Raw genomic sequence first — 23,952 nt, forward strand, 5'->3', positions numbered from 1 at the left:
TATCAATAAGCTTAGGGGCATATCATGACCGATATCGTAATCTTGGACGGCGCGCGCACAGCGATCGGAACGTTTGGCGGAGCCCTTGCAGGGACAACGCCTGCAGAGCTTGGGGCAACCGTCACGCGCGCAGCATTGGAGCGCTCTGGTGTCGAGGGTGGACAGATTGGCCATGCAGTGTACGGCCATGTGATCAACACTGAGCCACGCGATATGTATGTCAGCCGGATTGCTGCGATGGATGCAGGTATTCCTGAAACATCACCTGCGATGAACGTGAACCGCCTGTGCGGCTCTGGTGCGCAGGCGATTGTGTCTGCCGTGCAATCCTTGATGCTTCAGGATGCTGAGTTCGCGGTTGCGGGCGGCGTCGAATGCATGAGCCGTTCACCCTATATTGTACCTGCGCAGCGGTGGGGCCAGAAAATGGGTGACATCAAAACGCTTGATATGATGCTTGGAGCGTTGAGCTGCCCGTTTGGGACGGGGCACATGGGCGTAACGGCCGAGAATGTCGCCGCCGAGCATGGCATTACACGCGAAGCGCAGGATGCCTTTGCTATGGAAAGTCAGACACGGGCCGCCAAGGCGATTGAGGCAGGGTATTTTGCCAGCCAGATTGTGCCTGTAGAGGTGCGCGTCAAGCGCGACATGGTGGCTTTTGAAGTGGATGAGCACCCAAAAGCGACAACGCCTGAAGCCCTTGCAGGGCTGCGGACAGTGTTTCAGAAAGAAGGCACAGTGACAGCGGGGAACGCCTCGGGGATCAACGATGGAGCGGCGGCGCTTGTGCTCGCACGTTCTGATGCGGCGGAAAAAGCGGGCCTGAAGCCGCGCGCTCGCGTGCTCGGATACGCTCATGCGGGTGTGCGCCCTGAAGTCATGGGGATTGGACCTGTGCCTGCGGTGCAGAACTTGCTCGCACGCACGCGCCTTAGCATTGCGGATTTTGATGTGATTGAAAGCAACGAAGCTTTTGCGGCACAGGCGCTTGCCGTCAATAAAGAGCTTGGTCTTGATGCGGCCAAGGTGAACCCGAACGGTGGCGCGATTGCGCTTGGTCATCCTGTCGGGGCAACGGGTGCGATCATTACGTTGAAGGCGCTTTATGAGCTGGAGCGCACGGGCGGAAAACGCGCGCTTGTGACGATGTGTATCGGTGGCGGGCAGGGCATCGCCCTTGCGATTGAAGCTATCTGATTTCGATTTCGGCGTGGGCGGATCGCCCTGTTGAGTCTATCACGCTGAGCGCAAAAAACCCTTGGGCCATTGGCCCGAGGGAGACCTCAGAGTTGCGCAGCCCCAGTTCTTTTATCTCTCCATTGGCAAAAATCGCATAGGGCGGTGTGCCCCCACGCAGCTTGAGAATAAGTGGCATATCAGGACTGGCGGCGAGCCGTGCGCCGGAGGGTGGAAAGACGATGTCAGGTTTGTCCGCCGCGGCGCGTTTGAGAGCGTCCCGTGCTTCAAAGCGCTGAAGAGGTTGAGGCAGTTCTGCATTGCTGACGATTAGCGTTTCTGGCGGTGGAGGACTGAGGGGCGAATGCTGAGGGGCGACGTATTGGAATATTTGTCCCAAGAGCGGCGCTGCCGTGTCGCGTGCAAAGGCGCCTTGCATGGGTGTTCCGTCTGCGCGGCCGACCCAAACGCCAACGACATAGCGCCCGTCATAGCCGATAGCCCAGTTGTCACGATAGCCGTATGAAGTGCCTGTCTTGAAGGCGATCCCGTGGCTTAGGCGTGCGTTGCCAAGAGGTGTCGATGATAAAATCTCACCAATTTGCCAAGCTGCGGCGCGCGATGTGAAGCGAGCTTCAGGCTTGGGCGCCCTTTGAAAAACGCTCAATTCCACGGCTTTGCCGCCTTGGGCAAGACCTGCATATAGCGTTACTAGATCGTGCAGGGAGAGCCCAACACCGCCGAGGGCGACCGCCAATCCCGCTTTGCCACCGTGAAGTTGAGGATTCACGCCAGACTGTTGTAAGCGCTGCATGAAACGCTCGGGGCCGATGCGTTCAAGGAGAGTGATCACTGGGATATTGAGTGACATTTGCAGAGCTTCACGGACCTTGAGGACGCCGCGGAACTGACCGTCAAAGTTACTTGGGTTATAGTTGCCAAAGCGTACGGGAGCGTCATTGATCAGGGTCTCGGGGTGGGCCAAGCCCAGATCAAATGCCATAGCATAAACCAGCGGCTTGAGAGCCGAGCCAGGCGAGCGGATTGCACGGGTCATGTCGATAAATGCTTTGCGGTTGAGATCCTCCATTGACGCGGCGGAGCCGACAGAGGCGAGCACTTCGCCTGTGCTATGATCCGCGACAAGAACGGCCATGGTGGCTTTGGGCTCGAGCGTGTCGAGCTTTTTGGCGCTCAAGGCTTCAAGGCGTCTTTGCAAGCTGGCATCGAGCGTCAGAGCGATCTGCTGTCTATCAGGATTTTCGGCGCGGGCGCGAGATGTGCTGTGAAAGGCGAGCGTGGGGAAAGAACGCAGCGTTGGTGATACTGACCGGCGCTGCGCGGAAGCGACGGCCTCGCTTGAGAAGAGGCCATCTTTTGCCAGCCTCTCGAGTGCTGCGTTGCGCGCCTGCGTTGCAGCTTGTGCGAAGCGGTCAGGGCGGCGGGTTTCGGGTGCTTGGGGCAGCACCACCAACAGGGCTGTTTGTGCAGGGGTAAGGCGCTTGGGCTCCTTTCCGAAATAGGCGTAGCTTGCCGCGCGCACGCCTTCGATATTGCCACCAAAAGGCGCGTGCGTAAGGTAGAGTGAGAGTATGTCTTGTTTGCTCATCTTGCGTTCAAGCACCAGAGCGAGTTGCATTTGACGTAGTTTGCCTTGCCAGCTGCCTGTGCGCCCATTCTCTAGCAGCCGCGCCACTTGCATCGTTAGGGTTGAGCCGCCCGAGACGATGCGGCCGTTCCAGGCGGCCTGCCAAGTTGCTCTGAGCAGCGCATAAGGGTCCACGCCTGCGTGCTGAAAGAAACGTTTGTCCTCATAGGCCAGAAGCGCCTTGAGATAATCAGGGTCAACATCGCTTGGGTGTGTTTCGAGCCGCCAGCGTCCGTCTTCAACGGCGAAGGCGCGCAGAAGCTCACCATCGCGCGCACGGACCTCAACAGAGCTTTCATGCAGAAGAGGCGGTAGCTCGGCGCTTGAAACCCAGTGATCAATAGCATCGTTTGCTGCCGCGAAAGAGACGGCAGAGCCCAGAAAGAAAAGGCTATGGCGCGGCTTAATCGGCGGATATGATCACCTCGCCTGCGCCTGTGTTGGCGCGATAGATGGGCCGATACATATCTTCGACCGTGGCAGGCGCATGGTGATATTGCCCCGGAGTAACCGCACGGACGACATAGGCCAGTTCAACGGGTTTGCCAGCGTTTGAGTTGACGGCAGCGAGGAAGCGCTCTGCACGGAACTCTGTACTCTCGGCGCGGCTTGGCTTGAGCCAGCTGAGCGCGCCGATGTCGCCGCTTTGTAAGAGGTTTGGATTGTCGATCTCAAAGCCTGCGGGCAGTGGATCGTTTATCATCAGGCGTGCAGCGGCATTCTCAAAGGGTACGACCTTGAGGTGTGTCACAAGGCGATCGCCTGTTTTTACATTGAGCGTTTCGACAGGTGCGCCCTCTAGCGTGAAATAGCGGCGCTCGATTGCATATCCGTATCCTGAAGCTTCTGGCGCTACGCTTGGCACACCAAAGGTTGTGAGGGTCACGTCTGTGGAGGTATCTGAAGTGTTGGTTAGGCTTTGAGCGCGCCCGAGATCAGCTTCTGTGCGGCGCAGCACGGGGAGGCTTAGTGGGGCTCCGTTGAGGGACAAATTTGTTGTGGTGGACAGGAGCTTATCAACGGCGAGGAGGGTCCAGACCATTTCTTGCGTGGAGCGTTGGTTTGTTGCCTCTACAAGGTTTCCTGCAAGATCAGCTAGCTGGATGGCCTTGCTTCCTGCGTCTTGAGCCAAGGTGATGATTGCGGCGGTGTCTCGGCTGTGGGTTCCGTAGTCGGCGCGCCAGCGATAGCGCTGCGCACCAGCTGTTCTGTCAAGCAAGTCAAGGGCTTGGGTGAACATGGCGTCTGCGCGCAGCTGATCACCATGATAGGCAAGCGCTGCGCCAAGCTGTGCCTTGCCGATCGGTGTATCAAAAGCTGCGGCTTTGACATCGGCATAGTAGCGCAGGTCGGAGACGGCGGTTTGTCCCTCTCGGGCGAGCACATAGAGCGCATAGGCCAGATCGCCGCCGCCCTCGTCGAAATCGGGGTAACTATTGGCGCGGTTGGACAGGTTCGTGAGCGCATTTCTGAAGGCTAGATCCGGAATATCAACGCCGGCAGTGCGTGCGCGGCTTAGGAAGTCTGTGACATAGGCGTCGAGCCAGAGATCGCCGCTTTCTGGATACCAAAGACCAAAGCTGCCAGAGGAGGACTGACGCGTGAGAATGCGCGCGACAGCGGTGTTTACTCTTTCGTTTACATCACCACGGCTGGTGAGCCCGAGGCCCTCTGTGATCGAAGAGAAGTAGAGCAGAGGCATTGCGGCTGAGGTGAGTTGTTCTGTACAGCCGTATGGGTAGCGGTCGAGTTCAGACAATAAGCTCGCCACATCAAACTTGGCGATTGGCCCTGCTGACACCAAGAGCCGCCCTGTGTTTTGGCGATAGGATTGGGTTAAGTTGGTGTCGAGCGTGAGACTTTGGCCTGCGTCCAGCACGAGCCGCCGAGTGGTTGATACTTCTGGGTCGAGCCTGCGCACTGGTAGGGTTAGGGTTTTGGTGAGAGTCACGTTGGAGGGCGTCATGAGAGTGATTGTGATCTCGTGATCGCCGATCTCTGTCGCTGTGAGCGGGATGGATAGGGCGATCTTTTGACCTTGCTGGAGCATCACAGAGTTCGGGGTGTCAGTGAGGTCAAGGCTTAGGCCCGCGGCTTCCAGTGTGACCTCTGTTTCGCCTGTCGGGCCGTCGGCGTGTGTGATCTCAAGTCTGAGAGTAGAGCTGTCGTCGGGGGACAGAAAGTTTGGCAGGCTCGCACTCAAGACCACAGGGTCTCTGATGATAATGTCTTTATTGGCAGCGCCGACGCCTGTCCGCGACCATGCGATGGCCATGAGGCGCAGTGTGCCGTTGAACTCGGGGATATCGAGCGTGATGGTCGCAAGTCCGTCGGAGCCGACTGTGACAGGACCTTGAAAAAATGTGACCAGTTCGTCGGTGGGAGGTGGCCCCTCAAGCCCTGCAGCGGAGCCGGCGTCCCCCCCAGAGCGGATACGGCCGAGATTGCCTTTGGAGGCATCAATGAGGCGGCCATAAACGTCGCGAAGCTCGACGCCAAGCTTACGCTTGCCAAAGTAGTGCTCTTTTGGTGCAGGTGGCTCAAAGCCTGTCAGGTTGAGAATGCCGGCATCAACGGCTGCGAGCGTGACATAGGCTGTTTCGCCAGGCGTAACATTACCGACCTTCACAGCAACTTCGAGCGGCTGGCGAGGCTTGGTTTGCTCAAGTGAGAGCAGCTCGACCTCGAGTGCCTTTTGAGCGGGATCAATGTTTGCGTAGGCAAGCCCGATGGCGCGGGTGGGAAGGAAGCTGTCTTTGGTTTGCATCGGGCTGATGTGCGTCACGGTGACATAGGCGCCTGTGCCCCAAGCCTCCGTGACGTTGATGGGTATGAGGTTTTCGCCAGCGCTGAGATCGACCATCTCAGACGAAATCAGACTGTCGGACATGACTTGTACCATGGCTGTGCCAGAGGTGCGTGGGACGACCCGCAATTGAGCGATCTCACCTACTGTGTAGTTTGTTGCATCAAGCGAAAGTTCGAGAGTGTCAGGCGTACTTACGGCGCCAGCGTCGGCGTACCATCCTGCGTCAAACGCCTCGGATGCAGCGACATATACTTCACCGTCGAGTTCGACAAGCAGCTCATAGCTACCCCATGTGACAGGGGCGCTGACACTGCCGCGCCCGTCTGTTAACGCCAGCTCGCCTGTCGTGATACGCTTGCGCGTGATGATCGGCTCCCAGTTCCAGTTGCCGTTTTGCTCGTACCATTGGTAGCGCTTGTTGAGGCGGTTCAGCGTCCAGCGCGCCTTGCCTTGCTTTGGCTTCATATCCGTTCCAAGCAAGAGGATGTCGAACTCGGCATTTGTGTCTTCGGCGACATCTCCGTCAAACAGTGGTTTGAGTCCGATCAGGGTTGTGTTGCTTTGCACAGGGCGTGTTGTGCGCCGCTCTACGGGACGGCCAGAGCCTTCGGCGACCTGAACTGTGATCTGTGCTTGTAGGGGAAGTCCTTCAGCTTCTGCTTCTGGGAGCCGCAAAGGCAGGCGGGCCTTACCTGTGGTATCTGTTTTGGCAAAGGGCAGGGTGTCTGAGAGGCTGCGAAAGTCTGCCGAGTGGCGCCCAAAGAGAAATCCTGAATAGGCCTCGAGGCTGCGGGTTGCAGAGAGAGTGATGCGCCCTTCGATTGTCAGGTCGGCGGCAGGGGCTCCAAAAAGATACTGTGCGTCAATTTCTGCGATGGCGGCGCTTTGAAAGCTGAGCTCAGTGTCTGCGATATTAATGTCAAAATCTATGCGTTCTGGCAGAAAATCCTCTAGGAGGAAGGTTGCGCTGGCGAGGGCTTCGCCGTCGGCGTCATTTCGCAGTTCAAGCGCCCAGCTTCCACGCGGCGCACTGATTGCGACGGGAAGATTGAAAACATGCCCGCCGGCTTGGTCCTGAGCGGACAGCTGGCGGCTGTATTCGACACCGTCCGGGCGCAGGAGAACGGCGGTCAGAGGCAGCCCCTCCAGCGCTTTTGCTTTGCTGTCGCGTAGAAGAGCTGTTGCAAAGACAGTTTCGCCAGCGCGGTAAGCCCCCCTGTCGGTGCTGATAAAGAGATCGAGTGCCTTGGGCGGATTTCGACCTGAAACGCCGCGATCGGAGAGATCAAATGCGGGATCGGTGAGCGAGAGGAATGTCACTTCTTTTTCGTCGATGCGCGCAATGACCATCGCGGGCGCTGCGCCGCCTTTGCCTGCAGCTTGGGCAGTGTCAAATGTGGCGACGCCCTGCGAATCTGTGCGGGCCTCGGCCAACACTCTGTTGGAGCGTGATACGAGTTGAATTTGAATATCGCCAAGTGGCTTGGCTGTTTGCAAGCTCTTTGCAAAAACGTGGAGGCCGTCTCTGCCTGCGGCACTGCTTAGGCCGATATCTGTCAGAACAAACCACTGTTGGGCGACCGTTCCGTAACGATCTGTCTCGCTTTTCAGGGAGGCACTGAGAACATACACCCCAGCTGGTTGTCCCGCTATGGCTTCGGAAATGGGAAGGCGGGTTTTGCTGTCTTGATTGAGGACGCTTTCTGTAAGTCCTGTACCACTCCAGACTTCTTCGCCGATGTCGCCCGCCAATCTTTCGGCTTGAAACCGGTAGAGTGGCTTGGCGAAAAGATCGTCCTGAAACACACGCAAAATATTGCGATCACTGACGCGACGGAGAGTCAGATCAAGCTCTTCTGCGTTGACGGTTTGAACAGGTATGCTCGCCTCGCCAGAGCTGGGGAGGATATAGCCGCGCCCTGGAAAGCTCACTTTTGGCGTTCGGTCGCGCACGTAGAATTCAATTTTTGTTTCTTTGATAAGGCCTTCGCCACTTTCGGCAGGAAGACCGGCGCGGAAGGTTAAAGTATACCGCGCGCCAAATTCTACGCCAGAAACACAGAGTTTGCGTTCTTCTGCCTCAACTGCAAAGCGCGGATCAGGCAGGGCGACAAAGCGGGTAAAGTCTTGTTCTGATTTTGACAAAGGTTCACTGAAGGTTGCGCAGATGCGAGGGGTATCTGTGGCATTGTCCACGTCATTCTCAACAACGCGGAACCCATACTTTGCGCGCGCATTGCCCAAGGCATTCGTGATCTCTGGGGAGGCGCTCAGCGAGCTTGCCAGCTTGAGCGCTGGGACGGTGTCGCCCCCGCGCCCGCGGCGGTCGAGTGTTTTGGACATGGTCAAGAGCGCACTGGTGCGCACATCGGCCGCCTCTGCCCGAAGGTATGCATTGATTGAAGCGAGGAAGGCATCGTTGGCGTATTTGGACTGATCACTCGTCTTTACAGGTGAAAAGACCTCTAGCAAGCGGGCATAATCTGCCCAGTCTCTGGCCAGATCTGTACGTGCCGTAACGGCGCCCATCCAGCGCCAAGCGTTTAGCGCGTCGCCAGTTGCGTCACGCTCAAATGCGGCGTCGCGCATCGCGTCGGCGCTCCATTGGCTATTTGGGTGCTTGTTTGCAAGGGCTTCTGCAAAGCTCTTTGCATTTGCCAAGTCGTATGAATTTAGAAAATTGAGCTCTTCGGCTCGCAGTGCCGAGAGCGTTTCTTCGTTGGCACTGTAAGAGCGCATTTCGACAGATTTCGCCCCTTCAAAGGGAATCCTTTCGCGCAGTGAAGATTTGGGGAAGCAGGCATTTGACTTGGTGTTGAATGTGTAAGCGATACAGGCGTCAAGGGCTGTACACGCGCGCTTGCAAGAGGCTTCGTCGGTGTCAAAAAGCTGCTGGAGATCATCTCCTAGGAAGTCAAAGTTATTAAACACAGTGACGTGCCTGTCTGGCAGCAGGCTCTGCGCCTGAGACATTGGTACGAGAACCATGAAAAGAAACAGCGCAGCAACAATACGGAACATAACAATCTCCTTGAGTCGTCTTGATGGTCGCACAGCGGGGGCTGTTCGCGCAATGTTTTCGCCTAAACATTAAATCTATCTTCACTGAGCTTGTGCAAGTTTGGCCCATCGGTTGACAGAGTATGGCGGAGATCAGATGAGCCTGACGGGCAAGCTCACGCAAGAAAGGCGGGCACGCCTTGCTGCAGAACGGCTGCTTGAGCAAAAGCAGGCCGAGCTTTTTGCCGCCAATCAGAAACTTGGCGCACATGCCAAGAAGCTCTCCGCTGAAATTGTTGAAACGCGCGCAGAAGTGAAAAATGTGCGCGACGAAAACCTGCGCGTAAAAACAGACCTTTCGATTGCGCAAAAGAAAATCGAAATCGCCGAACGCAGGCTTTGGCTGTCTATCGAGTCCATCAATGATGGCTTTGCCTTCTTCAATGCAGACAGTCAGATGATCATTGCCAATAGGGCATATCTTTGGGTGTTCGACGGGCTTGAAGATGTTGCGCCTGGAGTGAGCTATGTGACGTTGCTTCAGTTGCTCACCGAGGAGGGGATTGTCGATCTGGAGGGGCAGGCGCCTGCAGCTTGGCGTGCGACGATGTTGAGCCGTTGGCAGAGCCCTGCACCAGACCCAGTAACGATCAGGCTTTGGAACGGGGAGTATATCAAGCTGATTGATCAGCGTGGTCATGGTGGGGACGTTGTCAGCCTTGCACTCAATATCAGCGAAACAGTGCGCTATCAGCGTGAGCTAAAAGAGGCGCGTGACAATGCAGAAACTGCGGCCCGGGCCAAGTCTGCCTTCCTTGCGAACATGAGCCATGAAATCCGCACGCCAATGAATGGAGTTGTCGGAATGGCCGAGCTGCTGCTTGAGACGCCGTTGGACGATGAGCAAAATCTCTTTGCGAAGACGATTAAAAATTCTGGTGAGGCACTTTTGGTCATTATCAACGATGTGCTCGATTTCTCCAAGCTCGACGCCGAGAAAATGGTTCTTCAGCATGAGGCTTTTGACTTTGAAGGGGCTCTCAACGAAGTAGTGATGCTGCTCCAGCCTGCATTGCAGGACAAGGAGGTTCAGATCATTGTAGATTACGATATGTTCTTGCCCACGCATTTTATCGGAGATGTGGGACGACTGCGGCAGGTTTTGACCAACCTCATTGGGAATGCTGTCAAATTTACCAGCAAAGGGTGTGTTCTGGTGCGCGTCGTTGGCGTATTTGATCCTGTTGCCAACAAGACGCGCCTCCATGTGAGCGTGCAAGACACAGGGATTGGCATTCCTGCGGACAAACAGGTGCATGTGTTTGGTGAATTCAACCAAGTCGATGATGCACGCAATCGTTCATATGAAGGGACGGGGCTGGGACTTTCGATTAGCCAGAAACTGATCCGTATGATGGGTGGTGAGATCTGGGTTGAATCTGAAGAGGGCGTTGGCTCAACCTTTGGATTTAAGGTTGAACTTGCAACAGAAGCGCAGGCGGATACGAGTACATGGAAGGCGCTTGAGGGGCGCGCGCTTGTGCTTGAGCCATCAGATTTGATCGCCGATACAGCACAGAAGCAGTTGTCACGCCTCGGACTTTCTGCGGAGCGCTGTGCGACTGCCTCTGATGCGATTGGTGCCCTTGGAGAGGATGTCACTGTTGTTTTAGCGGACAGCGCGATGGTGGGGTACGATCTTCTGCCCGCATTGGACGCAGCGGGTTATAAGGGCCGTGTTGTTTTGATGAGTGCGCAGCTTGGCACGTATCAGCAGCAAGGCGATAATGGGCTTGATGTTCATGAGCTATTGAAGCCGTTGGTCACACGTCAGCTTGTTGAAAAGCTATGCCTTGCGGCACCCAGAACAGAAGAAGCCGCATCAGTCGCGGCAGATGTCTTTGAGGCGAATGGTGAGAAGCGCAAAATGCGCATCTTGGCCGCCGAAGACAACAAAACAAATCAGCTCGTGTTCCGCAAAATGGTGAAGGCGCTGGATATTGACTTGAAGTTTGCGGGTAACGGCCGGGAGGCTGTTGAGCTCTATCAGTCTTTTGAGCCGGATCTGGTGTTTATGGATATTTCCATGCCTGAAATGGATGGCAAAGAGGCAACCCGCGCGATCAGGGCGCTTGAGGCAGAGAGCGGCAAACATGTGCCTGTACTGGCGCTCACGGCCCATGCCATGGGGGGGGACAAGGAAGAGATCATGTCTGCTGGCATGGACCAGTTTTTGACAAAACCGTTGCGCAAAGCAGAGATATACGCCGCCATTGGAGGGTATCAGCCAAAGGGAGTGCAGCCTGTTCAGGCGGATGAGGCTGCGGCTTAGCCCGCGCGCAAAAAGGCGGGCTTGTCAGGAGCGGACAACTCGGGCGCATAGGCATAGCCGCCCGTGTCAAACGCTGTCAGCGCCTCTGCGTCTTTCAAGCGGTTCTCGACGATGAAGCGGGCCATCGCTCCGCGGGCCTTCTTGGCGTAGAAGCTCACGATCTTGGGGCCTTGCGGTTTGTCCTCATAGAACATCGGCGTGATGACGCGTGGTTTAAGCGCTTTCAGATCAACCGCGCCGAAGTATTCCTGACTGGCACAGTTCACAAGAATATCTGCGCCTGCGGCCTCTGCTTCGGTATTCAGTTGCTCTGCAATGGCGCTTCCCCAGTATTCATAGAGGTTCTTGCCTTGTGGCGTCTTGAAGCGTGTACCCATTTCAAGGCGATAGGGCTTGATGGCATCCAGCGGACGCAAGAGGCCATAGAGACCCGAAAGAATGCGCAGATGTCCGCCAGCCCATTGCATGGCATCTTCTTCAAGGCTTGCGGCCTCAAGGCCTGAATAGGTATCGCCATTGAACATGAGAGCGGCTGGGGCGGGGCTGAGGGTATCCCAGTTTTGGAAGCGATCATAATTGAGCTTGGCCAAACTGTCGCTCAGGTGCATGAGCTTGGCCAGATCTGCAGCGGTGAGCTTTGCGGCCTCTGCCGCGAGGGCTTCGGCACGGGGCGAAAATGTCGGCTCCGTTACAGGCAGAGTGGTTCCTGCGGTTTCGTTCAGCTTTTTAGCTGGTGAAATAACTACAAGCATATTCATACACCCCCATGTATCAGGTCAATAAAGGCTGGTCCAAATCGCTCGGTGCGTTTGTCGCCGATCAGCCGCTCTAATGCATCTAGGGACTGTGGCCTCATTTGTGCAACCTTTGCGAGCTGTGAATTTGTCAGGGTGAGTGGTTTTTGTGTCCCGCAACTGCCTCGTTGGAGCGTATTTTGGGCGTCAACGAGCTGATCAAATAGGCTCCCCGCTGGTTTACCGGCAAGTTTGCGGCGCGCTGGCGAGGCTTTGGGCGCATCTTCGGCGAGCACTGACAAAAACGCGTGTCCGTATTTTTCGAGTTTCTTTTGGCCGACGCCTGCAATCATGGCGAAGTCATCAAGCGATTGGGGCTTGTGCTTGACCATCTCGATGAGCGTCTTGTCATTGAAGACGATATAGGCTGGGAGGTTGGCAGCTTCTGCGAGCGCGCGGCGCTTGGCTTTGAGGGCAGAAAAGAGTGGCGCGTCTTCTTCGGACACCAGCATCTTGATTTTGGGGCCGCTTGTCGCTGTGCTGACAAGGTCTTTGCGAAGCGTGAGAGTTGCTTTTCCCTTGAGCAGCGGGTGTGCTTTGCGCGTGATCTTGAGTGCACCATGTGCTCGGGCGTCTGGGCGTATTAGATCGTGCCCCATGAGCTGACGTAAAACCGCCTGCCATTGTGCGGGGCGATAGGCTGTTCCCACGCCGAATGTGGGCAGGGCGTCATGTCCAAACTGACGCACCTTGTCTGTGAGTTTGCCAAGAAGAATGTCGATAATTTGGCCTGCACCAAAGCGCTCTTCACTGCGTAGGATTGCTGAGAGCGCCATGCGCGCGGCTTCGGTGGCGTCAAATGTCTCGGGGGGAGTGTCGCAGAGGTCGCAGTTGTTGCAAGGTTCTGAGGCCTCGTTGAAATAAGACAAAAGGAGTTGGCGGCGACAGCTGGTGGCCTCGGCCAGCCCTAGAAGCGCGTTGAGGCGGCCATGATCGGCCTCTTGCCGATCGGCTGGGGCGAGACTTTCGTCAATCTGGGCTCGCCTCAGGCGAATATCTTCTGGGCCATAGAGTGTGAGCGTTTCGGCACGCGCGCCATCGCGGCCAGCACGGCCAATTTCCTGATAGTAGCCCTCGACCGATTTGGGCAGATCTGCGTGGGCGACCCAGCGGATGTCGGGTTTGTCGACGCCCATGCCGAAGGCGATGGTCGCAACAACGATGAGTGCATCTTCTGTGTTGAAGCGGTGCTCGACGCGGCGGCGTTCGTCAGGGTCCATTGCGCCATGGTAGTGGCAGGCATTGTGACCCTCGTCGCGCAGAGCAGCAGCCAGCGCTTCTGTTTTGGCACGTGTGGCGCAATAGACAATCCCACATTGGCCACGCCGCGCGCCTGCATAGCTCAATATCTGCTGGCGCGGCTTGTCTTTGGGCGCGAAGGCGAGGCTGATGTTTGGTCTGTCAAACCCGTGCAAGAACCGCCGCGGTTCTGTGCCTGCGAACAGGCGGGTAATGATTTCGCCTTGGGTTTCGTTGTCTGCTGTGGCGGTGAAAGCGGCAAGGGGAACACCGAGATAGCGCTGAAGCTCGCCGATCCGCAGATAATCGGGGCGGAAGTCATGGCCCCACTGACTGACGCAATGCGCTTCGTCAACCGCGATGCGCGCAACACCTGCGTCGCGCAGGATATTGCGCGTCACGGTTGAGGAGAGCCTCTCTGGCGCGAGATAAAGTAAGCTCAGCTCGCCGGTGCGGGCGGCATCAATCACAGCTTGGTTTTCGTCCTCGCTTGCAGCGGATGTGAGCGCGCCAGCGGCGACGCCTGCTTGTTTCAGGGCGGAAACCTGATCGCGCATCAGTGCGATTAGCGGGGAAATCACAAGGGTCAGGCCTTCGCCCATAAGTGCGGGGAGCTGGTAGCAGAGAGATTTGCCGCCACCCGTCGGCATGATTGCCAACACGCTTTCGCCGTTGGCCACAGCGCGCACAATCTCTTCCTGCCCGGGGCGGAAGGCGTCAAAGCCGAAAACGGACTTTAGAAGCGCATTTGCCGAAGCCATCTACATGTATCTCTTGCTGCTCTTTCCCCCTGTGTCCCACAGCGGCGCAGGGCTGGCAAGGCGGGGTCAGTAGAGTGAAGGTAGGAAATAGTCGCGCAGGGCGATGATCAGGATAAAGACAGCAAGTGGGGCCAGATCAAGCGGGTGTGTGTTGGGTAAAATATTGCGAACAGGGCGAAACACCGGCTCAAACAAACGGTTCAAGCCCTGCCAGATTTGCGCAACCAGCGGCTGTCCGAGATTGAGCACCTGAAAGTTGATCAGCCAGCTCATAATCACGTGGACAAGCAATAGCGTAAAAGCCACGTCAAGGATGAGAGCGAGAGTTTGAATAAATGGGGCCATCTGCCGCGCCTTTCGTACTGTGCAAGCCATACCTAGGTTTTCGTGGCGCAAAGCACAAGTGAGAGGCGTCGCAGCAAACGCGAACCTTGCGCCATGGGTGCAATCCATGTCTTATCAAGCAAAGGATGGCGGGGGTTTCAGGCAATGGAAAAGTCGATTTCGACGCGAAAGCGGATATGGGGGTGGTATTTCTTTGACTGGGCTAGCCAGCCCTATCACACGCTACTGGTCACCTTTATTTTTGGTCCTTTCTTTGCGAGCGTCGCGGCGCAGTATTTTCTAGGCACGGGGCTTTCCGAAGAGGCGGCAGATGCGCAGGCGCAGAGCATGTGGTCATTCGGGCTTGGCTTCATAGGATTATTCATCGGGCTTGGCGCGCCTCTGCTGGGGGCATTGGCAGATAGTTCTGGGCGGCGTGTGCCTTGGATTTTTGCCTTCTCAATTTTATATGTCATAGGCGCTTTCGGGCTTTGGTTTATGCTGCCAGACGGCTCAAATCTCTGGCTTGGCTTGGTCTTTTTTGGGATTGGGTTTATCGGCGCCGAGTGGGCGCTGATCTTTATCAATTCGCAGCTTCCGTCTCTGAGTACAGAGGAAGGTACAGGCAAGATATCCGGTTCGGGATTCGCTTTTGGATATCTTGGTGGCGTTGTTTCACTGGCGATTATGTTGCTCTTGTTTGTTGAGCAGGGCGACGGCAAAACGTTGATCGGCTTAGACCCAGCCTTTGGTTTTGATGCGACCGCACGTGAGGGTACGCGCTTTGTTGGGCCGTTTACGGCTGTCTGGTTTGTGGTTTTTATGATCCCCTATTTTCTTTGGGTCCGAGACGAGCCGGTCGTAAGCAAAGCGGGAGCGAGTGTTGCCGCAGCCCTCAGTTCACTTATGCGATCCCTGCGTGGCCTTAAGAACAATCGGTCATTGGCGGCTTATCTTGGCTCTTCGATGTTTTATCGTGATGCGCTGAATGGCCTCTATAGTTTTGGTGGCGTCTATGCGGCGCTCGTTCTGAACTGGCAGATTACGCAGATCGGCGTGTTTGGTGTGATCGGGGCAATTTCGGCGGCGCTGTTCAGTTGGCTTGGTGGAAAGTTTGACAGCCGCTTTGGGCCTAAGCCTGTGATTATCACGGCCATCTGGCTGCTTATCGGGGTCTGCATCACTGTTGTTTCAATGTCGAGAGAGATGATTTTTGGTGTGCCGCTGGCTGAAGGCTCGAGCCTCCCTGATATTGTTTTTCTGGTGTGCGGTGTGTTTATCGGCGGGCTTGGCGGGACATTGCAGGCGGCTTCGCGCACGCTCATGGTGCGCCACTCCAAGCCTGAGGCGCCCACTGAGAGCTTTGGTCTCTATGGCCTTACGGGGCGGGCCACGGCCTTTCTTGCGCCCACATTGATCGGGCTGGCGACGGCGCTGAGCGGAAGCGCGCGCCTTGGAGTTTCGCCGGTGATTGTACTCTTTCTAATTGGGCTGGTTTTGTTACGATGGGTTAAGCCCGAAGGAGACAGGAGCTAAAGGTGAAAAAGTTATTTGTTGTGTGTGTGCTGGCTTTGCTTGCGGGCTGTGGCGATGGCCAGTCTGAAACAGTTAGCACAAAAAGCGCCTCTGTGATCCCTGCGAGTATGAACGGGAAGCTTGCCAAGCAGCTCTTTGGCGCCGTTCCTGAAGGCTCACAGCAGTCGTCAGCGCCCTATGGAAGCTATGCCAAAGGCTGTCTTGCGGGGGGTGTGGAACTCGCCGAGACAGGACCAACTTGGCAGGCGATGCGCCTGTCGCGGAACCGCAACTGGGGCCACCCTGAACTGATTGATTTTGTTCAGAACCTTTCGCGCTTTGCCGCTACCCAGCCCGGTTGGGCGGGTCTTTATGTCGGCGATATGAGCCAGCCGCGGGGTGGGCCGATGCTCTCTGGACATCGAAGTCACCAGATCGGGCTAGACGCAGATATTTGGATGCTTGCTCCGAAGCGGCTGAACCTGAGTGCCAGCGAACGGGAGAATATTTCCTCTATTTCGTTGCGCCGCTCGAACGGTGCATACACAAATGACAACTACACAAGGCAACATATGGACATCATGAAGGCTGCTGCAAAAGACCCGCGTGTTGCTCGCATTTTTGTTTTTCCAGGTGCCAAAGTGCGGATGTGCAAGGAGGAAAAAGGCGACAAAAGCTGGCTGAGAAAAGTGCGTCCGTGGTGGGGGCATCACTATCACTTCCACGTGCGTTTGAGCTGTCCGAAGGGTATGCGTGGCTGTGTGGATCAAGCCGCTCCACCTGCTGGAGACGGTTGTGCTGATGCGCAGACATGGGTGAAGAATATCCTCAATCCGCCGCCCCCCGATCCGAACGCCAAGCCGGCAAAGCCGCGGCGTGAATACACTCTGGCCGATTTGCCTAATCAATGCGTTGGCGTTTTGCAGTCGCGCTAAGCGCGATATTTGCCGCGCTCTGCGGATGGTATTGGCACTCGGGGCATGCTGATGGTGTGGAGCGTGTCAGCGTATCTCCTCTCATTGGCCCAGCAGACGATGCTGATTTTGGGGGATTTTCAGGCTATGAAACGAATGGGACGACGCGGCACCTTTTGACGGATAGGGGCCACCTCTACACTTTGTCTGGGGAAGAGATTTCAGCCGTCACTTTGCAAGGTATTGACGGTGCCCCGCTGGGCCGCCGCTGGCGGGACGCAGAGGGGCTCGTGGCGCTGGGAAATGGGCGGTTTGCGGTCTCTTTTGAGGGGCGGCACCGAGTTGATATTTACGACGGCACGACAGGTATGATTGTGGAGAAGCTACCTTTGGCCGACGAGTTTGAGCGGCTTGGCGGCAACTCAGGGCTTGAGGCTTTGGCACTTAGCCCCTCTGGAGAGCTTGTGGCCATTGCTGAGCGGTCTGGGGCCAGTGAGCGGCCCTTTCCTGTTTTTGTCTTTGATGGGGCGGAGTGGCGTAAGACCAGCATTTCAAGGCGTGGTGCGTTCCTGCCTGTGGGTGCGGACTTTGGGCCCGGTGGCCGGCTTTATGTGCTCGAGCGGGACTATCTTTTGAGCGGGTTCCGCTCGCGGATCAGGATGTTTGAGTGGCGGGACGGTGTGCCGCATGAAGACGAAACGCTTTTGAAAACAAGGTTTTGGACGCATGCGAACCTTGAGGGGATCGCCGTGTTTGAAGAGGCCGGCGAGACCTATATAGAACTGATCAGCGACAACAATTTCCTACCTGTTCTTGCCAGTGAACTTGTCAGATACCGTAAAAAAGCCCTTGAAATAAGGGGTTTAGGGGGGTAGTAGGGCGCGTCTGAATGGGTCAGGCCAAGTCTCCGCAACCTTGTGAAAACGGAAATGCACATGACACGTACTTATCTTCCTGGCGTTCTCGCCATGGCGGCCATTGTGGTTGCCTCCAATATTCTGGTCCAATTTCTCTTTGGCCAATGGCTGACATGGGGGGCGTTTACCTACCCTCTGGCCTTCCTTGTTACTGATATTATGAACCGCGTTTATGGCCCCAAGGCTGCGCGGCAAGTTGTTGTTATCGGGTTCATTTTTGGTGTTCTCTGCTCTCTGGTGGGCACGCAGATCATGGGCGAATACGGCCCGCTTGTGACACTGCGGATTGCCATCGGATCGGGCACGGCGTTCTTGCTGGCGCAACTCTTGGATGTGGCAGCGTTCGATGCGTTAAGGGGCGGAAAATGGTGGCGCGCGCCGCTTGTTTCGACACTTTTGGGCGCAAGTCTGGACAGCGCGATTTTCTTTACAATCGCTTTCTCCGGCGCACTTTCGTTTATCGAGCCGTCAAATGATGTGTCTTGGGCGGGCGAGGTTCTGCCGCTTCTGGGCGTCGGGCCAGCTGTCCCACTCTGGGTTTCGCTCGCTGTGGCGGACTGGGGCGTAAAGCTTTCGCTGGCACTGCTCGCTTTGATACCGTTCCGCATCATCGTGGGGCGTGTCACAAAAAATACACAACATTTTGTTTGACATATGCGCTCTCTGTGCCAGTCTGAAGCTATCTTAAACAGCTGAAAGGAGGTGCTCTAGTGTCTAATGGGAAACCGGAGAATGGTCTTGGGACAGTTCGGGAGACTCGGATTTAGGGCAGCCCCTAGTTTCGACAAACCACGGATTGGTGCGCCCTAACCAGCCCACCTCCTAAAATCTCGGGGGCCGTTCGACAGGATCGAGCGGCCCTTTTACCTTTCGACTCAAATGTGAAAACAGGGGGGGTGAAAAGCGTGCACAACCCGTGCACAACCCGTGCACCGCCTGAAGAGAAAAATGCCGTTAACCATTTCAGATGAGATAGAGATCGCAGACTGGGAAATTTCCGAGGTTTTTGTGCGTTCAAGCGGCCCCGGCGGACAAAATGTAAATAAAGTTTCGACGGCTGTTGAGCTGCGCTTTGAGGCGGAGCGCTCGCCGAACCTTCCCGCGCCTGTGAAGACGCGGCTGAGGAAACTCGCGGGCCGCCGCTGGACCAAGGAAGGCGCGATTGTGCTTCAGGTCGAAGACACCCGCTCGCAAGCGCGCAACCGCGAGATCGCGCGAGAGCGGCTGGCGGAGCTTATCCGCGCGGCTCTGGTGAAACCCAAACGACGGATCGCGACCAAGCCGACCTATGGCAGCCAGAAACGGCGGCTCAAGGCGAAGAAAGTGCGCGGCGATGTGAAGGCCATGCGGGGGAAGGTGCAGGGGGAGGATTGAGGGAGCTATAGTTTGGATATTCCAAGTCCGTTTTCAATATGAGAGCGTTGGTTTTTAAGAGATCGGTGATCACTAGGGGTTTTGACAATCGTTAAGGTGGAGACGCCCTCTAGGTTTGGATCGGGCTCAAGTCGGACGTGAGTCTTTTCGGCTTTCTTGGAGTATCCATACTTTTCAAGTAGTTTGACCGCATCCTTTGAGTATCGTTTAGGGTTGGTAATTACTTTGCCTAACTGTTCTCGAAGCTCTTTCAGCTCAGCAGACTTGGAATTGTGTTGTAGCAGTGTCTTTGCCACTGCTATGGTCCGTTCATCAATACCAAGCGCTTCCGCCTGTTGTAGCCCACAGTCAATGAGGAATTGAATCCTGTCGCTTATCTCACCAGTATATATCTCTGGTATGGACATGGAAAAGCTATCCTGGTCCCATTGTGACTTATAATCGGAATTTCTGACCGTTGAAGTGCTGATGGCTGCATTAGCGATTTCCAGCTCTTTGATACGTTCTTTTAAGGTATCAATTTCTTGTTCGTACAACTCTTCAGTTTCTCTTACCGATAGGCTGTTACGATCTCGCTCTCGTTGTCTTCGGAGCGCTTGTTCTTGCAGTTCTGTCCAGTCCCAACCTTTTGAAGGGAGGCGTGATCTCGCGGCTATGCAGTACCCAGAGAGCCATTTGCATAATTCAAAGCTGTCTTTGATGGCACCTCCGATATAAAATTTCTTTCCTATTGGCGCCTGAGGCAAGTATACTCCTATTGAGCCACCATAAGCGTTTTGGCCATCGGTGCTATCTCTGAGTTTTGCGCTAAATGTTCTTGAAGGTTCAACTACTACATGCGCAACTCCCCCAAGTTCAAAAGCTAGCCTTTCAATTTGCTTTTCTGAAAGGCTGAAACTTCCATCCCCATGCATCGTAATATAAACGACAGGCAAAAAATTGCTGCCGTTACCAAGAAGTGTTTCCTTAATTATTTCTATTGAAAAGTCATTATCAATTAGACGATGTGGTTTGTCCAATATACTGAAATAACCGTCATCAACTGTAAGTCCGTCTTGAATAATGCTTTTTAGAATAAAGGGCTTTTTTGGGGGTTCGAGTTCAACATTGGCAAGTTTTGCTAAGCATTGCGTTCTCGTCCGAAGAATAGCGTCTCCTTGAACAAGGTTGCCTTGAGTCACAACAAACTCAGTTCTCCAGATTCTACCTTGATCATCATGCTTTTCGTATCTGAAGCCAATAGCGTCAGTGGCATTCTTATCCTTTAGTTCGTGAAACTTTATCTCTTCGCCTTTAAGGGATTTGATATTTGCAACTTCACTTGAAAGATCAGTTATCGCGTCTTCATCGAACAGGGTACAGTAATCAGATCCTTTTAGCCAGGCCAGAGCAAGCCCAACAAATTCAGCACGTTCAAAGTCTTTAACGGCAAACTCGGTCGCAAACGGTATCATCGCACTCAAACTCAGATAAATTCACCTAATTTTATCAACTTAAAGGGGAATCTTCTAAACCACAACCTCCATTTCGTCCTGATCCCCGACTCCAAACACCCGTTTATACCGTTCGATTTCTTCCGCTGGGCCCATGGCTTTGCGGGGGTTGTCGGAGAGTTTGACTGTGGGGGAGCCGTTGGCCGAGACGGCTTTGCAGACCATGGAGAAGGGCGCGAGGGCGTCGCCAGATGTGAGGCCGCGGAAGTCGTTTGTCATCAGGGTGCCCCAGCCAAAAGAGGGGCGGACGCGGCCAGAGAATTGATTGTGGAGTTCGAGGATTTTGTCGACATCCAAGCCATCGGAGAAGATGACCAGTTTTTTGGTCGGGTCTTCACCGCGGGATTTCCACCAGTTGATCGCTGTTTCGGCGGCTGTTGCGGGGTCGCCAGAGTCGATCCTGATCCCTGTCCAGCCAGCGAGCCAGTCGGGCGCGCGCTCAAGGAAGCCTTTGGTTCCGTAGGTGTCGGGCAGGATGATGCGCAGGTTGCCGTCGTGTTCATCGTGCCAGTCTGACAGCACGTCATAGGGCGCGTGGGCGAGGGCTTCATCTGTTTGCGCCAAGGCGGAGTAGACCATGGGCAGCTCGTGGGCGTTTGTGCCTATCGCTTCGATATCGCGGCGCATGGCGATGTGGACATTGGAGGTGCCGATGAAGGCGTCAGGGCCGAGGCCTTCGAGCATGGCTTGCACGCACCAGTCTTGCCAGAGGTAGGAGTGGCGGCGGCGCGTTCCGAAATCGGCGAGTTTGAGGCCGGGGGCCTCGCGCAGGCGCTCGATCTTTTCCCAGAGTTTGGTTGTGGCGCGGGCGTAGAGGACTTGCAGCTCGAATTTGCCCATTTTGCCGAGGACGGCGCGGGAGCGCAGTTCCATCAGGACGGCGAGCGCGGGGATTTCCCAGAGCATGACCTCGGGCCAGCTGCCTTCAAACGTGAGTTCGTATTGGTCGCCCACGCGGGTGAGCTCGTAGGGGGGCAGGCGCAGGTTTTCGAACCATTCCATGAAGTCGGGGCGGAACATCTGGCGCTTGCCGTAGAAGGTGTTGCCGCGCAGGTATGTGCTTTCGCCGCGGGTGAGGGAGAGGGAGCGGATATGGTCGAGCTGTTCGCGCAGCTCGCCCTCGTCGATGAGCTTGGCGAGCGGGACATCTTGAGCGCGGTTGATCAGCGAGAAGCGCACTTGGGCGTCGGGCTTGTTGCGAAAGACCGACTGGCACATCAGCAGTTTGTAAAAGTCATTGTCGATCAGCGAGCGGACGATCGGATCGATCTTCCATTTGTGATTCCAGACGCGTGTGGCGATGTCCATGGGCGGCGGCCCCCTTGCAAAATGTTGCGGACACAATGGGGCGCGGGGCGGATGGGTTCAAGCCCAGAAAGAGCCTGTCAGAGCTGACCGAGCCAGCCAAGAAGCTCGGAGCGCTTGAGTGGCTTGGAGAGGAAACCATCCATTCCTGCAGAGAGGCAGGCGGCCTTGTCGGAAGCGTAAACATTGGCCGTAAGTGCGACGATCTTGGGCTGTGCGAGGGCCTTTTCGGAGCGGATTTTGCGAGTTGCACTGATGCCGTCCATTTCGGGCATCGACATGTCCATGAAGATCACTTGTGGCTGGTGGTACAGGGTCAAGCGAACAGCTTCGCGACCGTTGCGTGCATAGATGATCTCCATCTCGGTATCTTTGAGGTATTTCTTGATCAGAAGTTGATTGGTCAGGTTGTCTTCAGCCACAAGCGCTTTGACCCCCGGCAATTTGATCTCGGCGGCGGTGGCCAAAGCTTCTTCGGCGGCCGCTTCAAGCGCATCAAGCGTGTGATCAAGCTGTAGCGAGATTGTGAAGGTTGAGCCTGTACCCAGGGTGGAACGGATCGAGATGTCGCCGCCCATTTCATGGGCGAGGATGCGCGAGATGGTGAGGCCTAGGCCTGTGCCGCCGTATTGGCGGGTGATCTCGCCGTTGGCTTGGCTGAACTGGTCAAAAATCTGCTCGACCCTGTCTTCTGCAATGCCGATGCCTGTGTCGCTGACATCGAGAGTGACGAGACTGCCCTCGCTGTTGTCATAACAGGAGAGATCGATTGTCACGCCGCCGTGCTTGGTGAATTTGATCGCATTGCCGACAATGTTGATCACGATTTGGCGGATGCGTCCGTCATCGCCACGCAGGAGCGGGGGTACGGGTGTGAGGCAGTTGAGCTCGACAAATATATCCTTCTCGATGGCTTTGGGGCGCAAGATTGAAACAGCGCTTTCGACGCATCCTAGCAAGTCAAAATCAACAGGATTGATCACGGATTTGCCAGCGTCGAGCTTTGAGAAGTCCAGGATGTCATTGATGATCCGCATCAGAGCTTCGGCGGAGTAGCGGATTGTCTCGACATAGCCCTTTTGTTCTGTGTTGAGGCTTTCGTCGTTGAGCAGGTCGGCCATTCCGATGATGCCGTTCATGGGTGTGCGAATTTCGTGGCTCATGGTGGCGAGGAACTGGGTTTTGGCGCACTCACCATCTTCTGCCGCGCGTTTGGCAACGGCGAGCTCTTCCATGTGGTATTTGTCGGCTGTGACATCACGCTCAATCGCGATGATCATTTCGACATTGCCTGCCTCGTTGTAGATCGGAACTTGGTTGGTTTCGACCCAGATTTTTGTGCCGTCTTTGCGGTAGTTGATGAGCTCTGTGCGCAGAGGCCTCCCTGAGGCGACTGCGTCTTCAATGGCTGTGGTTGTCGCGACAGAGGTATCTGCACCATCCAGAAGTGTGCCCGGGCGCTTGCCGATGGCTTCTTCGCGGCTATAGCCAGTGATCCGTGTGAAGGCCTCGTTGACCCAAAGTATGTGCCCCGTCGGGGCGGCCACAATCACAGAGTCATTTGCGTAGCGTGCGACGAGAGCAAGGCGACGGATTTCGCTTTGTTGGTCGTGCAGAGCCTTATTGAAGGCTGCGAGCTCGAGGCTCTGTTCCAACATCCGGCGATTGCTTTTGGTTTTGTGGTCAAAGTCGCCTTGGGAGTATTGGAGGAAAGTATAAATCAGAAAGATGGTCATACAAAAGGCGAAGAAGGTATAAATCTCTGCCTGAAGCCCAAGGCTGCCAAAGGCGGCGCCGTAGACCATGGCTGCGATGCCTGACGCAAGGAGCGTACCGAGCCTGATATAAGTCGCGACAGGGTGAAAGCTGAGCATGTAGCTCGAGTTAATGCCGCCGCCTGCGATAAAGGCAAAGCAGAAGGCGAGCGTCTCGGGAGAGCCTTCGAGCCAGACAGGGAAGAAGGCGAGCGAGACGCTTGTGGCGGCCTGAAAGGCGGCTGTGAGGCTGGCGATATTGTAGAGGCGCTTGAATGATACGCCGTGTTCGAGCTTGCGTGGAACAGACATTAGAAAAAGGCTGTCCACAAGCTCGCCTGCGAGCAAAGTCAGGTAGACCGCGAGGCTGACGAAGGGATGCCCTGTAAGGAAGAGAACGAGAGAGCCGCAGATCATGAAAATCTGGCGGAACCAGAAGTAGGAGGGCCGGCGGCGCGCGTAGCGCAGCAGCAAACCCTCGGGGCTGTTGCGTTGCTCGAACTCTGCGAGCTTCTGTTCATGTTCCAGAGTATCTGTCGGCATCGCCGCTTGCATCCTTCCACGCGCTCTTGTGGAAAGACCTAGCCTTTTTTC

The 23,952-nt window shown here is 55.7% G+C and carries 15 protein-coding genes; 7 read left to right on the plus strand and 8 right to left on the minus strand.

What is annotated here, in order from left to right:
* The first annotated feature begins 24 nt into the window (after positions 1-24).
* Positions 25-1,200, plus strand: coding sequence for an acetyl-CoA C-acyltransferase family protein (locus DSM117340_RS00445; RefSeq protein WP_089886971.1), 1,176 nt, complete (start codon positions 25-27; stop codon positions 1,198-1,200).
* Here the strand turns inward: DSM117340_RS00445 and pbpC are convergent.
* Both pbpC and DSM117340_RS00455 read right to left on the minus strand, forming a co-directional pair.
* Complete coding sequence (pbpC, locus tag DSM117340_RS00450; protein ID WP_354690030.1) at positions 1,193-3,235, minus strand: penicillin-binding protein 1C; 2,043 nt, start codon at positions 3,233-3,235, stop codon at positions 1,193-1,195. The genes DSM117340_RS00445 and pbpC overlap by 8 nt on opposite strands.
* Positions 3,231-8,657, minus strand: coding sequence for an alpha-2-macroglobulin family protein (locus DSM117340_RS00455; RefSeq protein ID WP_089886975.1), 5,427 nt, complete (start codon positions 8,655-8,657; stop codon positions 3,231-3,233). Before DSM117340_RS00455 ends, pbpC begins: the two co-directional genes overlap by 5 nt.
* A gap of 136 nt (positions 8,658-8,793) precedes the next feature.
* Between DSM117340_RS00455 and DSM117340_RS00460 the strand changes: the two genes are divergently transcribed.
* Complete coding sequence (locus tag DSM117340_RS00460; protein ID WP_089886976.1) at positions 8,794-10,968, plus strand: ATP-binding protein; 2,175 nt, start codon at positions 8,794-8,796, stop codon at positions 10,966-10,968.
* On the opposite strand, the gene yaaA is transcribed toward DSM117340_RS00460, so the two are convergent.
* From yaaA to DSM117340_RS00475, 3 genes are all read right to left on the minus strand, one after another.
* The gene (gene yaaA, locus DSM117340_RS00465; RefSeq protein WP_089888819.1) at positions 10,965-11,720 is read right to left on the minus strand and encodes a peroxide stress protein YaaA; all 756 of its coding nucleotides are present in this window, start codon (positions 11,718-11,720) and stop codon (positions 10,965-10,967) included. The genes DSM117340_RS00460 and yaaA overlap by 4 nt on opposite strands.
* 2 nt (positions 11,721-11,722) lie before the next feature.
* Complete coding sequence (gene recQ / locus DSM117340_RS00470; RefSeq protein ID WP_089886978.1) at positions 11,723-13,762, minus strand: DNA helicase RecQ; 2,040 nt, start codon at positions 13,760-13,762, stop codon at positions 11,723-11,725.
* A 66-nt stretch (positions 13,763-13,828) separates the two neighbouring features.
* Positions 13,829-14,107 carry a YggT family protein gene (locus DSM117340_RS00475; protein ID WP_089886980.1) on the minus strand — a complete coding sequence of 93 codons (279 nt, stop codon included), beginning with the start codon at positions 14,105-14,107 and terminating at the stop codon, positions 13,829-13,831.
* A 93-nt stretch (positions 14,108-14,200) separates the two neighbouring features.
* Here DSM117340_RS00475 and DSM117340_RS00480 point away from each other — a divergent pair, with 93 nt between their 5' ends.
* The 5 genes from DSM117340_RS00480 to arfB all read left to right on the plus strand — a co-directional run bounded on the left by DSM117340_RS00480 (position 14,201) and on the right by arfB (position 18,806).
* Positions 14,201-15,622 (plus strand): MFS transporter, encoded by a 1,422-nt coding sequence (locus DSM117340_RS00480; RefSeq protein WP_143037396.1) that lies wholly within the window; start codon positions 14,201-14,203, stop codon positions 15,620-15,622.
* Between the two features lie 107 nt (positions 15,623-15,729).
* A complete protein-coding gene (gene mepA / locus DSM117340_RS00485; RefSeq protein WP_089888821.1) occupies positions 15,730-16,536 on the plus strand; it encodes a penicillin-insensitive murein endopeptidase in 807 nt (268 codons plus the stop codon).
* Positions 16,509-17,390 carry an esterase-like activity of phytase family protein gene (locus tag DSM117340_RS00490; protein ID WP_089886983.1) on the plus strand — a complete coding sequence of 294 codons (882 nt, stop codon included), beginning with the start codon at positions 16,509-16,511 and terminating at the stop codon, positions 17,388-17,390. Before mepA ends, DSM117340_RS00490 begins: the two co-directional genes overlap by 28 nt.
* A gap of 60 nt (positions 17,391-17,450) precedes the next feature.
* The gene (locus tag DSM117340_RS00495; RefSeq protein ID WP_089886985.1) at positions 17,451-18,083 is read left to right on the plus strand and encodes a queuosine precursor transporter; all 633 of its coding nucleotides are present in this window, start codon (positions 17,451-17,453) and stop codon (positions 18,081-18,083) included.
* 297 nt (positions 18,084-18,380) lie between these two features.
* Positions 18,381-18,806 carry an alternative ribosome rescue aminoacyl-tRNA hydrolase ArfB gene (gene arfB / locus DSM117340_RS00500; protein WP_089886986.1) on the plus strand — a complete coding sequence of 142 codons (426 nt, stop codon included), beginning with the start codon at positions 18,381-18,383 and terminating at the stop codon, positions 18,804-18,806.
* Between the two features lie 5 nt (positions 18,807-18,811).
* On the opposite strand, the gene DSM117340_RS00505 is transcribed toward arfB, so the two are convergent.
* The 3 genes from DSM117340_RS00505 to DSM117340_RS00515 form a co-directional block, all read right to left on the minus strand.
* On the minus strand, positions 18,812-20,269 hold the full coding sequence (locus DSM117340_RS00505; protein ID WP_354689829.1) for a hypothetical protein: 1,458 nt from the start codon (positions 20,267-20,269) through the stop codon (positions 18,812-18,814).
* A gap of 45 nt (positions 20,270-20,314) precedes the next feature.
* Entirely contained in the window at positions 20,315-21,607 is a 1,293-nt protein-coding gene (gene pncB / locus DSM117340_RS00510; RefSeq protein WP_089886991.1) for a nicotinate phosphoribosyltransferase, read from the minus strand.
* 77 nt (positions 21,608-21,684) lie between these two features.
* Positions 21,685-23,901 (minus strand): ATP-binding protein, encoded by a 2,217-nt coding sequence (locus DSM117340_RS00515; RefSeq protein WP_354689830.1) that lies wholly within the window; start codon positions 23,899-23,901, stop codon positions 21,685-21,687.
* Positions 23,902-23,952 lie beyond the last annotated feature (51 nt).

Source organism: Lentibacter algarum (assembly GCF_040580765.1).
Lineage (GTDB): Bacteria > Pseudomonadota > Alphaproteobacteria > Rhodobacterales > Rhodobacteraceae > Lentibacter > Lentibacter algarum.